We start from the raw sequence: 15,504 nt of genomic DNA, 5'->3' as shown, positions 1-15,504 counted from the left end.
TTCTTGTTGTACTGTATGGAACATTTGGAACATTAAAAATTAAGCATTAAAACTAATTATTTTCTACAATTTAGCACGGCAATGCTTCCTTTTCTAATTGTATATTTCCCCAATTGTGTAAATATTGTATAAAAGGTATTAATTCCAGACCAGTCTCGCTTAAGGAATATTCTACTTTGGGAGGCACTACATGATATACTTCTCTAATGATTAATTTATCTTCTTCTAATTCACGCAAAGTCTGAGTCAGCATTTTGGTAGTAATATCCGGTAAAGTTCTACTTAATTCTCCATAGCGTAAGACTGTTTTTGAATGTAAGTGCCATAAAATTCGACCTTTATATTTTCCTCCTATTCTTTTAAAAGCATAATCTACACCACACATTTGTTTGATTTCAGAATTTATTAATTTATTTTTCATTTTTTATAAGTTGTAAATTGTTGATAATCAGTAATGCATACTTTTTAGTTCATAAGGTACTTATTTGTATATACTTGCGACAAATATACTGTTAAATTAACTTTGCACTATATTAACAACACAAATAAAAATGGAACAATTAAAAAACAATACACATAACATAAAAAATGCTAAAGTTATGAAGGCAATTCGGCAGCACGAGTTTGGAGGTCCGGAAGTACTTATATATGAAGATGCTCCTATTCCGAAATTACACTCCGGTGAGGTAAGAGTAAGAGTTCATGCAATAGGCCTTAATCCACCGGATTGGTATTTGCGTGACGGATATAAGATGTTACCTCCTGAATGGCAGCCAAAAGTTCCTTTTCCGATAATCTTGGGTACAGATATTTCTGGTGTCATTGAAGCAGTTGCAAATGATGTAAAGGAATTTACAGTAGGTGACGAAGTCTATGCTATGGTGCGTTTTCCAAGTTATGGACCAAGTCAGGCTTACGCCGAATATGTAAATGTACCTGTTTCTGATCTTGCATTAAAACCCAAAAATATTGATCACTTACATGCTGCTGCTGTACCAATGTCTTTACTTACGGCTTGGCAGTTCATGATAGAGCTGGGACATAACGAACAAAATCCTTTGCAACCAAGTAAACACGAACCCACTCCGCTTAAAGGTAAAACCGTACTAATAAATGGAGCAGGTGGCGGAGTGGGACATTTTGCTCTTCAACTAGCAAAATGGAAGGGAGCAAAAGTTATTGCAGTAGCATCTGGCAAGAAGGAAACATGGTTACGCGAACTTGGTGCTGATGAGTTCATTGACTATACAAAATCTTCTGCTGAGGATATTGTACGTGATATAGATCTTGTCATCGATTCAGTAGGTGGTGCCAAAAGTGGTCGTTTTTTACGAACACTAAAGCGTGGCGGAGCATTATTTCCAATTTTCCCGCTAGGATTCTCTGGTAGTAAAGAAGCTGAAAAACTAGGCGTAACAGTTTCTGCAACTCAAGTACGTTCTAATGGTGCACAGCTTGCGCAACTGTCAAGTTTACTTGATAAGGGAATAATTCGTGTTGTTATCGACAGTTCTTTTCCTCTTGCTAATGCGCGCAAGGCACATGAAAGAGCTGCCGAAGGACACATTCAGGGAAAAATAGTCCTTACTGTTGTGTGATACTCATTTTATAGAATAGTACAATTAATAGTAGCAAAATATCTATATCTGGAAATCATTTTAATGAAATAAAATTATGAATAATAAAGAATTAGAAGATAGAATTTTACTTAGAGAACTTGTTGATAAAGTTTCGATTCTTGGAGACAAAAAAGATTTTACCAAGCAAGTAGAATTTTTTACAGAAGATGCTGTGTCAGAAACAATATCTCAAGGCAAAACAATTTTAAAACTGCAAGGAAGAAAAAATATGGCAGTTGCATTTGAGAAATTTCTTAGTGAAATAGATTATGTTTATCATTTTAACGGACAACAATTGGTTATTATTGATGGAGATAATGCCAGAGGAACTTGTTATTGTCAAATTACATTGATCGGGAACGATAATGGAAAAAAAATGAAGACATCAATAGGTGCAATTTATGAGGATAATTACAGTCGACTGAATAACGAGTGGCTTATTGCTAAAAGAATAGGGAATTTTGATTGGCAGGAAAAAAGTGAATTCGTTCAATAATTTTTTACGCACTATATAATTTTACTGTAGCCATTTGTCTTTTTGGGTTTACATCAAAAGCCACTCAATTGAGTGGCTTTTGATGTTTTTAAGATTAAAGTTTTTTAAACTTTTAATAACCTTAAAATTGACCATCTCTTTTTAAGAAGTGGTTTGCCGGTCTTCTTATCTTTTGTTACTCTACTTTTTTTATTTTCTCAGAACTTATTCTAAAAAAAATGATTTATAAACTAATAAATAGTTGCCTGTTGTTGAAAAAATAAGAAAAATTCTGCTTCTTAAAAAGAAAGTCGGATAGTTGTATTTTCATGTCTTATAGTGGATAATTTAAATTGTAAAGAGCAATATTTTTGGTCTGCCTAAATCGCGGCTTTAAAAAAAACTCATAATTTATAAAGTAAAATGATAGACTAATGATTCCAAAAAAAGTTAATTCAATAGTAGCACGAAATACCGAAAAAGCTCCAAAAAGTATCGGGCCATATTCACAAACCGTAGCATTCTCTCATTACAACAATCTTTCAGCTCAACTACCTATAGATCCAAAATCTGGTAAATTAGTAGTGGGCGGAATAAAAGAACAGGCTGAACAGTGTTTTAAAAATATCAAAGCAATTGTGGAAAGCATTGATAATGTAATGAATGATGTTGTCAGAATTACTGTATTTGTTAAAAATATCAAAGACAGTATGTTGGTAGACGAAGTTTACAAAACATTTTTCCCAAATTATGTTCCTGCACGCACTATAGTTGCAGTTACTGCTTTGCCTATGAGTGTATTGGTACAAATTGAAGCTCTTGTTTCAAACGGAAAAGGGACAATTCCAAATGCGCCACAAGCGGGTAATCTGATAAAACTCATTAATAATACCGGAAATGCACCATCGTGCCCTCTGTCTTCGCAAACAGTTTCATTCTCTCATTATAATAATCTTTCGGCTCAATTGCCTATTGATCCCAAATCTGGAAGATTGGTAATTGGCGGAGTAAAAGAGCAAGCCGGACAATGCTTAAAAAATATCAAAGCAATTTTAGAGAGTATTGATGTCCCTTTTGATGATATTGTTAAAATAAATATTTTTGTTAAAGACCTCTCAGATATTGAAGCTGTCAACGAAGTTTACACAACATTTTTTCCGGATTCGGCTATTGCAAGGTCTACGGCTTATTTTCCTGCTAGTACAGTAATTGCAGTTGCAGCCTTACCAATGGATGCTTTGGTACAAATTGAAGCGGTAGTCTCACACGGAGATGGTACACCTCCACAAGCTGTAGAAGACAGGCACGGAATAGTTATAAAGGCAAATAATACTAAAAATGCACCCAACGGCCCTTTATCTACACAAACAGTAGCGTTTTCTCATTACAATCATATTGCAGCTCAATTGCCTTTGGATCCAAAAACGGATACAATTGTAGTGGGCGGAATCAAAGAGCAGACTAAACAGTGCTTAAAAAACATTGAATCAATTTTAAGAAGTATCAACCATGCGATGGACGATGTGGTGAAAGTAAATATATTTCTTAAAAATATAACAGATATTGATGCTGTCGATGAAGTTTATAAAGAATTCTTCCCTGGTGGTATTCCTGCACGAAGAACAATTGGAGTATCAGCTTTATTTAAGGATGCGTTAATCCAGATTGATGTTGTCGCATCAAATGCAGAAGGAACACCTCCTCAAATATCACATTTAATTTAGTAGTTTTTGCCAATTATACTTTTGTGTAAACTTTAACGACTAATAAAAACAATTGTAAGATTTTATTTATAAATTTACAATCTTGGAAAAGGTGATTACTACAACAGTCACTTTTTTCAGGAAAGTAAAAACAACTATGAGAAATACATTTTTAATATTAATAACATTAGCTTTTATTGCAGTTTTATCTGTAAATAAAGTAACAGCTTATGAATGTAATTCAAGTATTTCTTTAGTGCATAAAAATAGTAATGTAACTTATACTCAAAAAGAAATCATTTCTCATTCTAAAGACAATTCATCAGTATTAAATTTTGAACAATATACTGAAACTTCAAATGAAGATGTTCTTGATGAGGTTGAGAATTTTAATAATACAAAAGGATTTTTACCTCTTAATTTTTTATTGAAACAAAACGCAATTCCTTTTGCTCCTGTTTCTACTTTACTGAAAAATCAAAAATATTTAGGACTTTATGATACTATAATTAGAGTGCCTTTGTATATTTTAAACCATGCCCTTATACTTCCTTTTTCTTAAAGGAGTTTCTTCCTTTCAAAATCTTTTTTTAAGGTAATTATTTATCATATCAGTTCAGGCTTTTGTCTTGATTGCGATATGACAGGTTTACTGTTGCCTTATTTCTAAATATTTTAATTTTTAAATAACACAATCATGCATTTAACACCACGAGAAATCGAGAAGCTTATGCTGCACACTGCAGGTGAACTTGCTCTAAAAAGAAAGGCCAGAGGGCTTAAATTAAATTATCCTGAAGCAATTGCTTTAATCAGTCATTATTTGCTGGAAGGCGCCAGAGATGGTAAAAGAGTTGCCCAATTGATGCAGGAAGGTGCACAGATTCTTACCAAAGACGATGTGATGAACGGCGTGGCAGATATGATTCATGACGTTCAGATCGAGGCAACTTTTCCTGATGGAACCAAGTTAGTAACAGTTCATAATCCAATTCGTTAATCCCCAATTATTATGGCACCAGGAGAGATTTTTGTAAAAGATGGCACTATTATCTGCAATGCAGGCAGAGAGACCGTGAAATTAAAAATAACCAACACAGGAGATCGACCTATTCAGGTAGGTTCACATTTCCATTTTTTTGAAGTGAATAAAGCAATGAGCTTTGATCGCGAAAAGAGTTTTGGTAAAAGGCTGAACATTGTTGCAAGTACAGCAGTACGCTTTGAGCCGGGAGAAGAAAAAGAAGTGGAACTTGTTGCAATTGGAGGAAATAAAAAGGCAATGGGCTTTAATAATCTGGTTGACGGATCTGTAGATTCTGAAACAAAGAAAAAAGAAAGTTTAGCTAAAGCCAATGAATTAAAATTTAAAAACATTTAAAGATGAGTTTAAACGTAGACAGAAAACAGTATTCTAATATATTAGGACCAACTACTGGAGACAGAATTAGATTGGGAGATACTGAATTGATTATTGAAATTGAAAAAGATTTTACCCATTATGGCGACGAAGCTGTTTTCGGAGGCGGAAAAACGGTTCGCGACGGGATGGGACAAAATGTTACCTGCACAAGAGATCAGGGAGTTTTAGACCTTTGTATTACCGGAGCCACTATTATTGATCACTGGGGAATTGTAAAAGCAGATATCGGGATCAAAGACGGAAAAATTGTAGCGATTGGGAAAGCGGGAAATCCCGATACAATGGATGGAGTAACTCCAAATATGATTATTGGTGCATCTACAGAAATTCACGGAGGTAAAGGATACATTGTCACTGCGGGAGGAATCGATACACACATTCATTATATATGTCCGCAACAAATAGAAACTTCACTTTATAGTGGTATCACAACGATGATTGGCGGCGGAACAGGACCTAATGACGGAACAAACGCAACAACTTGTACACCGGGAAAATTCAACATTCAGAAAATGTTGGAAGCAGCAGAAGATTTCCCTATGAATCTGGGCTTCTTCGGAAAAGGAAACTGTTCAGCAGAAGCACCACTGGAAGAACAAATTGAAGCCGGAGCGTTAGGTTTGAAAATTCACGAGGACTGGGGAGCTACAACCGGAACAATTGATACTGCATTAAAAGTAGCAGATAAATATGATGTTCAGGTTGCTATTCATACGGATACCCTAAATGAAGGTGGATTTCTGGAAGACACAATGAGAGCGATCAATGGAAGAGTAATTCATACATTCCATACAGAAGGTGCCGGTGGCGGACATGCTCCTGATATTATCAAAGCAGCAATGTATCCAAATGTTTTACCTGCTTCAACAAACCCAACTCGTCCCTACACGATTAATACAATAGACGAGCATCTTGATATGCTGATGGTTTGCCACCATTTAAGTAAAAATATTCCTGAAGATGTAGCTTTTGCCGATTCTCGTATTCGTCCTGAAACTATTGCTGCGGAAGATATTTTACATGATATGGGAGTGTTCAGTATCATGAGTTCCGATTCTCAGGCTATGGGAAGACCCGGAGAAGTAATTACCAGAACATGGCAAACAGCAAGTAAAATGAGAGAGCAGCGCGGTCAGTTAGAAGAAGATCAAAATACAGATCATGATAACTATCGTGCAAAACGTTATGTAGCTAAGTACACCATTAACCCTGCTATTGCCCACGGTATTTCAGAATATGTTGGTTCAATAGAACCGGGAAAAATGGCCGATCTGGTAATCTGGAAACCTGCATTGTTTGGGGTAAAACCGGAAATGATTGTAAAAGGCGGTTTTGTAATTGCGGCTAAAATGGGTGATCCAAATGCTTCTATTCCAACTCCTCAACCTATTGTTTACAGAAATATGTTTGGAGCTCATGGTCGTGCCAAATTTGGAACTTGTGCCACTTTTGTGTCTCAGGCTTCGATTGATAACGGATCTATCGCTGCATATAAATTGGAAAAAATTATTCTTCCGGTTAAAAACTGCAGAAATATCTCTAAAGCTGATCTTATCCACAATGATAAAACTCCCGTGATTGAGGTTAATCCTGAAAATTATCACGTGACGGTTGATGGTGTACATATTACATGTGAGCCGTCAGAAAAACTTCCGTTAGCCCAATTGTACTATTTATTTTAATCCTATAAATTAAAAAGAATCGGCGAAAGCCTGGCCATTTGAACATAAGTAAAGAAACGAAACACAAATACACGAATTGCAACGAATTCGTTCTTGAAATTAATTTGACAAACTAAGTGAATCTTAAAGATGAGTGCAAATTCGTGCAATTCGTGTTCAAACTGACGCATAATAGTTATGTCCGAATGGTTAGGTATACGCCGGTGTCTTTTTATCAAATAATAAAATTTTACATGAAATCTTTATATAAAATCAGTTTTATATGCTTTTTTGGAGCAGTACTATTTTCCTCTTCAGTGAATGCGCAATTTTTAGGAGGAACAAGAATAAAAGAAAATGAATCCGGGCCTAAAGGTCAAATATTGATTTATGGTTCATATGATTATTCTAAAACAAGTACTCCATCTGGCAGCAGCAGTTCAATAGGAACAAGTCCTTCTGTAAATGCATCAATCCCAATAGGGGTAGGGTATTTTATTAATAACAACGATTTGATCGGGGTTAATTATGCATCTGCAAAAGATGTTGTAAATGGAAGCACAGTCTACAAACAAAATGAGGCGGGAATTTGGTACAGTCCATCAGTAATGTTAGGTCAGTATTTTGGTTTAATAGCACAGGTAGACGCCCATTATGTGTGGGGAAAACAATTAGATGCTCCAGGCCCAATGGAAAACTTTAACGGGTTTCGTTTACGTGCATATCCTATGTTGGCAGTATTTATGGGAAGTGGCTGGGCATTGAAATTTAAGTTTGCCGAACTTTCGATGTTACAAACAAAAACAGATGAAGGCTGGACTAAGACTACAGTGGCAGGTATGAGCGGTTCTACATTTGGAGTTGGTATTTCTAAAGCCATTGATTTCAGAAAAAAATCCAAATTATAATGACTATTAGTGAAACTTTAGGCAACATTTCAGATACTTCCTTTGGCTTAAAGCCAATAGATTATCTTGATCTCGAATGGTTTGAATCTACAAAGAGAATTCAACGTAAAAAGACACGTCAGGGAGAAGATATTGCGATTAAATTCTTAAGAGAAGGTCAACGACTTAGGGAAGGTGATGTTCTTTTTGAGAATGATAAAAAAATAATTGTGGTTAATATTCTGGAGACAGAAGCTATCGTTATTTCTCCGGCTTCGATGCTGGAAATGGGTACAGTATGCTATGAGATTGGCAATAAGCATATTCCACTTTTTATACAGCACGATAAAGTGTTGCTTCCTTTTGAAATGCCAATGTACAGATGGCTCGAAGTAAGTGGTTTTAAACCCGAAAAACAATCTGCAAAATTGCTAAACCTTCTCAAATCAAATGTAGAGCCTCATGGACACGGAAGTTTGGGATCTACAATTTTTACAAAAATCTTAAAAATGGCAGCCTCAAAAGATGAATAACATACAATTTTTAGCCAGTCTGTTGCATATATCTGATCCTACATTGCCTATTGGCGGATATTCTCACTCTAACGGACTTGAAACTTTTATACAAAATAAAGTCGTACACAATGCGGCGACGGCACAGGAATTTGTTGAGAATATGCTTAAATACAATCTCAAATACAACGACGGCGCTTTTGTCAAATTAGCATATGAAGCTGCGGAGTCTAATAATTTAAAAGCAATTTTAGATCTGGACCAGGAATGTACTGCCTTGAAATGCCCGAGAGAAATTCGTCAGGCAAGTCAGAAATTAGGATTGCGTTTGATTAAGATTTTTAAAAGACATGAGAATTTCCACTTGATGGAAGCTTATGAAGAAGCAGTTCGAAATCGTGAAGCAAGTTCGCATTACAGTATTGTTTTTGGCATGTTTTGCTGCCTTTTGAAAATTCCTCTGCAGGAAGCCCTTTTCGGGTTTTATTATACTTCAACTACAGGAATGATTACGAATGCGGTAAAATTAGTGCCTTTGGGACAACTGGACGGACAGGATATTTTGTTTCGCCTTTATCCCATTATGGAGCAAACTGCGAGGGAAACTATAAAACTGGAGCGAGATGAGGTAGGGCTTTGTAATACCTCTTTTGACATTCGCTGTATGCAGCATGAAAGGCTGTATTCACGACTTTATATGTCGTAATAAAAACAAAAATTAAATTATAAAATGGAAAATAGAAAATATATAAAAGTAGGAGTAGCAGGACCGGTAGGTTCGGGAAAAACTGCTTTATTAGAACGACTGAGCAGACATTTATACGGAACGTATGATCTGGGTGTAATTACTAATGATATCTATACCAAAGAAGATGCGGAATTCATGGCAAAAAATAGTCTTTTACCTCATGATCGTATTATTGGTGTAGAGACAGGCGGTTGTCCGCATACGGCTATTCGCGAGGATGCAAGTATGAATCTTGAAGCGGTAGATGAATTGGCAAACCGTTTTGCCAATATTGAATTGATTTTTATTGAAAGTGGCGGTGATAACCTATCAGCAACTTTTAGTCCCGATCTTGCTGATGTTACCATCTTTATTATTGATGTTGCCGAAGGGGAAAAAATTCCAAGAAAAGGGGGTCCGGGTATAACCAGATCAGATTTACTGGTAATTAATAAAATTGATTTAGCACCCTATGTAGGAGCAAGTCTTCAGGTAATGGAAGATGATGCAAGAAGAATGAGAAAGGGAACTCCATTTATATTCTCGAATCTTAAAACAGATGTGGGTGTGCAGGAAATTATAGGATGGCTTAAAAAATATGCTTTACTGGAAGAATGTGAAGAACCGAATCTACTAAGATAATGGATAGTCGCCTACATATTATAGCAGGTTTTAAACAAGGAAGCTCCTATGTAAAAGATCTCTATGTGTCACCTCCTTTTCGTGTAGTATCTGTAGGGCAACGCAAAAATGATCGTAAGCTTTATCAAATCGTGATGAGTACTTCGCCGGGAATCTTGTGTGGTGACCGTTACCAATTAGATATTGCTTTAGAGAAAGGAGCTCAATTGCAGCTTCAGTCACAATCCTATCAACGATTATTCAATATGAAAAATGACGCTGTTCAGCAGCTGACTATTTCAATGGAGGATGATACTTCGTTTGCCTATGTTCCACATCCGGTAGTGCCTCATGAAAATTCTAATTTCAAAAGTAAAGCCGAAATCCGTATTGGTACAAACAGCCAGGTAATAATCAGCGAGATCATTACCTGTGGCAGAAAACATTATGGAGAGTTTTTTAAACTGAAGCGTTTTCAGAATCTTACCCAGATTTATCATAAAAATAAATTGGTACTAAAGGATAATGTGATCATCCAGCCAGACCTGATTCCTATAAGTACAATAGGCAACCTTGAAGGGTTTAGCCATCAGGGAACTTTTATCTTTTACAGTACCAAAGAAAATGTAGATAAAAATGTATTAGTCGATACAATCCATTCTGTCATTGAATCTCAAAATGAGATGGAAATCGGTATTTCAGCGATGGAAGATAATGGATTTGTGATCAGAACACTGGGACACGGAGGAGAAGTAATGTATAATTTTTTTGTAAAGGTTCAGGAAATCCTTTGGGAATTAGAATAAAAAATAAGTTATGAATACTACTATTTGGGCATTAATACTGAGTGCTGTATCGATAAGCTTTATTCACACCATATCCGGACCGGATCATTATTTACCATTTATTGTTTTGTCAAAATCAAAACAATGGAGCAAGAGTAAAACAATTCTGCTGACAATTGCCTGTGGCTTTGGTCACGTTTTGAGTTCTTTGGTTTTAGGTTCTGTCGGGATTTTTATGGGATGGCAGCTTAATAAATTTTCGTGGTTTCAGGATATCAGAGGGAATATTTCCGGTTGGGCATTGCTTATTTTCGGAGTCATTTATCTTATATATGGAATCATACAAACCATTAAAAATAAACCTCACAAACATTTTGATGTATTGGGAGATGATGTTTATGTCTACGAACATAATCATGGAGAAATAGTAATGCCGCAGAGCCGGATAAAAGTAACGCCATTTGTGCTATTTATGATTTTTGTAATGGGACCAAGCGAACCTCTTACACCGCTTCTTTTTTATTCAGGATTGAATCGGTCTGTAACTGAAATTCTTGCGCTGGTAGTTCCATTTGCACTTACGACTGTTGCAACAATGCTTGGAATGGTTTTATTGGGGCGATACGGATATTCAACCTTTTTCAATACAGATAAACTCGAACGTTATATGAGCGTTGTAAGTGGCGTAGTCGTCACAATATGTGGTATAGGAATGGTCTTTTTAGGATGGTAAAACAAAATAAGAAAAATTACAATGAATAAAATTTTTATAAAAATTCCTTTTATCGACAATTTATTAAAAGGAATAGGGCAAATTATGCTTCAGGAAAACCGATGGACAGGACTTTTGTTTCTTATTGGTATTTTTATGGGAAGCTGGCAGGGCGGTGTTGCAACCATTTTAGCAACAAGTGCAGGCACATTCACCGCCATGAAATTGGGTTATGAAAAATCAGAAATCAATGCAGGACTTTATGGTTTCAGTGCAGCTTTAGTAGGAGTTGCTCTTTCATTTTTCTTTCAGACTACTCTATTTATCTGGATTCTTATTGTTTTGGGAGGGGCGTTGGCAAGTGTTATACAGCATTTTTTTATAAGCAAAAAAATTCCGGTGTTTACTTTTCCATTTATATTAATAATTTGGGTATTTATCTTTGCACTACATCATTTTACTGATATTCCACCTTCTGAAATGATAACTGCAAAACCGGTTAGTGTAAATTATAGTGAGTTTATGACCCCTCTTAACGGTTTTGGAGAAGTGATTTTTCAGGGAGGCGCATTATCAGGAATTATTTTTTTTATTGCAGTCTTTATCAATTCTCCACTGGCAGCTTTATATGGTTTTGTTGGGGCTTTATTAGGAGCTTATATTTCATTTACCAGAGGAGAATCAGTTGAAGGAATTCATATGGGATTATTCGGTTTTAATGCTGTGCTTTCTGCCATAGTTTTTTCAGGAATAAAGAAAATAGATGGATTGTGGGTGTTAATAGCAGTATTTATTACAGTGTTTATTGATGACATATTAATTGATAATGACGTCTTTTCAAGCTTTGGCGGAGTACTTACCTTTCCTTTTGTGGCAGGAACATGTATTACGCTGCTCATGCAGAAAATTATTCATAAGAAATTCGTCTAAAAAAGATTAAAATTAATTACATGAATAAAATACTAATTGCTTTTCTTGTCTTAATGATGAGTAAAATGGCTTTGGCACAAAACAAAGAAAGTCAGTCATTCATTAAAGATGCGGATAACAAATTCCCCATAGAGAATGTCCGGATAGAGTACAATCACGGCGGCAATCATACACATTCAGGATCTGACGGTTTATTTAAATATCATATTGATGTATTTCCAGACACTCTTACAATCAGTCATCAGGGATACGATGAGGTAAAATGGATTGTTAACAATGATAAAGAGTATAAAAATGTTATTTTTCTTCAGCATAAACCCATACAGATTTCAGAAGTTATAATCAACAACAATAATTTCCTTAAAGCAGTTACAAAAGTTGATCTCAATAAGTTTCCGATAAATTCGGCCCAGGATTTATTACGCAAAGTGCCGGGCTTATTTATAGCCCAACATGCAGGTGGTGGAAAAGCAGAACAGCTTTTTCTGAGAGGTTTTGATGCCGATCACGGAACTGATGTAAGTGTTAATGTAGACGGAATGCCGGTAAATATCGTATCTCATGCGCATGGACAAGGATATTCAGATTTACATTTTGTTATTCCGGAAACCATTAATAATATCGATTTTGGAAAGGGTGCTTATTATACAGATCGCGGTGATTTTTGTACCGCAGGATATGTAGACTTTCAGACGTATACCCGTTTAAAAAACAGTATGATTAAACTGGAAGCAGGTTCTTTTAATACTAAAAGAATGTTAGGAATGTTCAATATTGTGGATGATCCGGAGCATAGGAAAAATTTCTATGTTGCCACAGAATATAATTATACCGATGGACCATTTGATGTAAAACAAAATTTCAGCAGGTTAAATATCTTCGCAAAATACAATCAGTGGCTCAATGATAATGATTATTTAAATGTTCAGTTTTCTACCTTCAGTTCCTCCTGGAATGCCTCAGGTCAAAATCCTGAACGAGCCATTAATGAAGGAATTATTGATCGTTGGGGAAGTATTGATCCAACAGAAGGAGGAAGCACTTCGCGGACAAATGTTCAGGTAAATTTTAAACATAGTATCTCTCCATCAGAACATATTGAAGCTATGGGCTGGTATTCTCGATATAATTTTAACCTGTATTCTAATTTCACATTTTATCTGAATGATCCCGTTTATGGAGATGAAATTCAGCAAAAGGAGGACAGAAATATTTATGGTACCGAATTGAAACATATCAAAAATTTTGTCCTGCCTAACGGTTCTGTAGAATTGATATCAGGTATTGGATTCCGAAATGACGATATTGGCACATTGCAGCTTAATCATGTCTATCGCAGAGATTTATTATTAGACAAAAAGAGGGATGTTACTGGAGTAGAAACCAATCTTCATGCTTATTCCGGATTGATATGGAAAACCGGAAAATGGACCGTAAATCCGGGATTAAGGTTGGATTATTTCATTTTTAATATGCATGATTTGCTGGATCAGGAACAAATGCCCGTGGGACAATCATCAAATGGAACCAGATTAAGTCCAAAACTAAATTTTTCTTATAGTGCCAGTGAGAAAGTGATGTGGCTGCTCAAAACAGGTATGGGTTTTCACTCTAATGATATGAGAGTGGCAATTCCTGAAAAACAAAATACCCTGCCATATTCTATTGGCGCAGATTTTGGAGCCAGACTTCATCCCTTTAAATCATTGATTATTACACCCACAGTTTGGTATTTATTTTTAGAACAGGAATTTGTTTACGTAGGAGATGATGCCGTAGTAGAACCTTCTGGAAAATCAAGACGTTGTGGAGTTGATTTAGGGATCCGTTTTCAGCCAGTACAAAACTTGTACCTCAATGCAGATATTAATTATTCGCATGCCAGATTTATTGATGAAACCCAAGGTGAAGATTATGTTCCGCTAGCTCCTGTATTAACTAGTACCGGATCAGTAAACTGGGATTTTCTTCAGGGATTTTCTGTCGGCTTACAATATCGGTATCTGGGAGGAAGACCAGCTGTAGAAGATAACAGCATCAGAACAACAGCTTACTTTGTAAATGATTTGATACTTTCATATAATGGTGTAAAATGGGGAACAAATCTTCAGTTCAATAATTTACTAAATGTAAAATGGAATGAAGCTCAGTTTGCGACAGAGACCCAATTAAAAAACGAGCTGGCGCCTGTAACAGATATTACTTATACTCCCGGAGTTCCTTTTGGAATAAAAATGGGTGTATTTTATAAGTTTTAAGCAGATACAATCCAAACACCACAATATTAGGACATCTTTAGTAGAATTATTTTCAAACAATTTTCTATAAAATGAACCGTCCTAAGGATTAGAATTATAATTTTATAATTAAAAATAGTACTATGGATATTACTCAAATTTTTGAGAACAACAGAAATTGGATCAGCAAACAGCTCCAGATAGATAATCATTATTTTGAAAAACTCTCAAAAGGACAATCTCCGGAATTTTTGTACATCGGCTGTTCAGACAGCCGTGTTTCTGCCGAAGAACTTATGGGTTTAGAGCCGGGAAGAGTTTTTGTACATCGAAACATAGCCAATATAGTTCCAAATACCGACTTAAATTCAATGTCAGTAATTAATTATGCGGTTGTACATTTAAAAGTTAAACACATTGTAGTTTGCGGACATTATGGATGCGGTGGCGTATTTGCCGCCATGCAGCAATCAGATTTAGGAATATTAAACCCTTGGTTAAGAAATATCAGGGATGTTTACCGTATTCACCAGAAAACTCTTGATGCTATTACCGATGAAGAAGAAAAATATAAAAAACTAGTAGAATTGAACGTTCAGGAACAATGCGTCAATGTTATTAAAACCGCTGAAGTCCAAAAAGCATACAATGAAAGAAATTTGAAAGTATACGGATGGATCTTTGATATAAGTAGCGGGAAATTAATAGACCTGGATATCAACTTCACCGAAATATTAAAAGACATTACCAGAATTTATAAAATATCTAATTAGTCTGTCTGCAGAGATCGCGTTTTATATTAAAGTTTTGTTGTATTATATTCATGAAATAAAAATTTGATTACTTACACAATCTATTAGATTGTACTTTGATATCTTTTAAATCGAAAATTGTAAAAATAACTATAGGGAGAGTTTTTTCACTCCTATATATAAGCAAGATTTTATTCCCATGATCCTATAGTTTTCTAAAATCTGTCGGGTTTATTTTTGCTACCTATATAAGAAGGTCTTTACCCAACGAATAAATCGCTAGCGATAGAGAACACAGCTTGTAATTTGGGATTTAGAAAATGTGGAATTTAAATCAGGAGCTATTTCCCGCTATTCGTTCCAATCTTTTGCTTTTTAAAGGAAAAAGCAAAAGGATTTCCACTTCTATCGGGGCTAGGGAAGTAGTTTTCAGAAGAAGATCAGGTATAAAAGAGAAAAA

Annotated in this window: 17 protein-coding genes; 16 read left to right on the top strand and 1 reads right to left on the bottom strand. The window is 35.5% G+C overall.

Annotated elements, in window-relative coordinates; translation table 11 throughout:
• Positions 1 to 70: 70 nt before the first annotated feature.
• Positions 71 to 421, bottom strand: coding sequence for a winged helix-turn-helix transcriptional regulator (locus ACHRVX_RS13290; protein WP_395332938.1), 351 nt, complete (start codon positions 419 to 421; stop codon positions 71 to 73).
• A 178-nt stretch (positions 422 to 599) separates the two neighbouring features.
• On the opposite strand from ACHRVX_RS13290, the gene ACHRVX_RS13285 reads away from it, so the two are divergent.
• From ACHRVX_RS13285 to ACHRVX_RS13210, 16 genes are all read left to right on the top strand, one after another.
• Positions 600 to 1,598, top strand: a complete 999-nt coding sequence (locus ACHRVX_RS13285) for an NADP-dependent oxidoreductase (protein WP_395332936.1) — start codon at positions 600 to 602, stop codon at positions 1,596 to 1,598.
• A gap of 76 nt (positions 1,599 to 1,674) precedes the next feature.
• Positions 1,675 to 2,115 (top strand): nuclear transport factor 2 family protein, encoded by a 441-nt coding sequence (locus ACHRVX_RS13280; protein ID WP_395332934.1) that lies wholly within the window; start codon positions 1,675 to 1,677, stop codon positions 2,113 to 2,115.
• A gap of 413 nt (positions 2,116 to 2,528) precedes the next feature.
• Positions 2,529 to 3,818 carry a RidA family protein gene (locus tag ACHRVX_RS13275; protein WP_395332932.1) on the top strand — a complete coding sequence of 430 codons (1,290 nt, stop codon included), beginning with the start codon at positions 2,529 to 2,531 and terminating at the stop codon, positions 3,816 to 3,818.
• A gap of 136 nt (positions 3,819 to 3,954) precedes the next feature.
• Positions 3,955 to 4,359 (top strand): hypothetical protein, encoded by a 405-nt coding sequence (locus ACHRVX_RS13270; protein WP_395332930.1) that lies wholly within the window; start codon positions 3,955 to 3,957, stop codon positions 4,357 to 4,359.
• Positions 4,360 to 4,494: 135 nt separating this feature from the next.
• Positions 4,495 to 4,797, top strand: coding sequence for an urease subunit gamma (ureA, locus tag ACHRVX_RS13265; protein WP_213307179.1), 303 nt, complete (start codon positions 4,495 to 4,497; stop codon positions 4,795 to 4,797).
• Between the two features lie 12 nt (positions 4,798 to 4,809).
• Complete coding sequence (ureB, locus tag ACHRVX_RS13260) at positions 4,810 to 5,178, top strand: urease subunit beta (protein ID WP_395332928.1); 369 nt, start codon at positions 4,810 to 4,812, stop codon at positions 5,176 to 5,178.
• A gap of 2 nt (positions 5,179 to 5,180) precedes the next feature.
• On the top strand, positions 5,181 to 6,902 hold the full coding sequence (gene ureC, locus ACHRVX_RS13255) for an urease subunit alpha (protein ID WP_395332926.1): 1,722 nt from the start codon (positions 5,181 to 5,183) through the stop codon (positions 6,900 to 6,902).
• Between the two features lie 233 nt (positions 6,903 to 7,135).
• Positions 7,136 to 7,789, top strand: coding sequence for a hypothetical protein (locus tag ACHRVX_RS13250; RefSeq protein ID WP_395332924.1), 654 nt, complete (start codon positions 7,136 to 7,138; stop codon positions 7,787 to 7,789).
• Complete coding sequence (gene ureE, locus ACHRVX_RS13245) at positions 7,789 to 8,301, top strand: urease accessory protein UreE (RefSeq protein ID WP_395332922.1); 513 nt, start codon at positions 7,789 to 7,791, stop codon at positions 8,299 to 8,301. The genes ACHRVX_RS13250 and ureE overlap by 1 nt, the downstream gene beginning before the upstream one ends.
• Complete coding sequence (locus ACHRVX_RS13240; RefSeq protein ID WP_395332920.1) at positions 8,294 to 8,986, top strand: urease accessory protein UreF; 693 nt, start codon at positions 8,294 to 8,296, stop codon at positions 8,984 to 8,986. The genes ureE and ACHRVX_RS13240 overlap by 8 nt, the downstream gene beginning before the upstream one ends.
• Before the next feature lie 24 nt (positions 8,987 to 9,010).
• The gene (gene ureG / locus ACHRVX_RS13235) at positions 9,011 to 9,649 is read left to right on the top strand and encodes an urease accessory protein UreG (protein WP_395332918.1); all 639 of its coding nucleotides are present in this window, start codon (positions 9,011 to 9,013) and stop codon (positions 9,647 to 9,649) included.
• Positions 9,649 to 10,434, top strand: coding sequence for an urease accessory protein UreD (locus ACHRVX_RS13230; protein ID WP_395332916.1), 786 nt, complete (start codon positions 9,649 to 9,651; stop codon positions 10,432 to 10,434). Before ureG ends, ACHRVX_RS13230 begins: the two co-directional genes overlap by 1 nt.
• A 10-nt stretch (positions 10,435 to 10,444) precedes the next feature.
• Complete coding sequence (locus ACHRVX_RS13225; protein ID WP_395332914.1) at positions 10,445 to 11,146, top strand: hypothetical protein; 702 nt, start codon at positions 10,445 to 10,447, stop codon at positions 11,144 to 11,146.
• Between the two features lie 21 nt (positions 11,147 to 11,167).
• Positions 11,168 to 12,055, top strand: a complete 888-nt coding sequence (locus ACHRVX_RS13220) for an urea transporter (RefSeq protein ID WP_395332912.1) — start codon at positions 11,168 to 11,170, stop codon at positions 12,053 to 12,055.
• Positions 12,056 to 12,075: 20 nt separating this feature from the next.
• Positions 12,076 to 14,313, top strand: a complete 2,238-nt coding sequence (locus ACHRVX_RS13215; RefSeq protein WP_395332910.1) for a TonB-dependent receptor — start codon at positions 12,076 to 12,078, stop codon at positions 14,311 to 14,313.
• Positions 14,314 to 14,435: 122 nt separating this feature from the next.
• Positions 14,436 to 15,065, top strand: coding sequence for a carbonic anhydrase (locus ACHRVX_RS13210; protein WP_395332908.1), 630 nt, complete (start codon positions 14,436 to 14,438; stop codon positions 15,063 to 15,065).
• The last annotated feature ends 439 nt before the right edge of the window (positions 15,066 to 15,504 follow it).

The sequence above is a fragment of the Flavobacterium sp. FlaQc-47 genome, from assembly GCF_044006475.1.
Classification (GTDB): Bacteria; Bacteroidota; Bacteroidia; order Flavobacteriales; family Flavobacteriaceae; genus Flavobacterium.
Note: the sequence above shows the minus strand (reverse complement) of the source record. Positions and strands in the feature narration are given on the sequence as shown.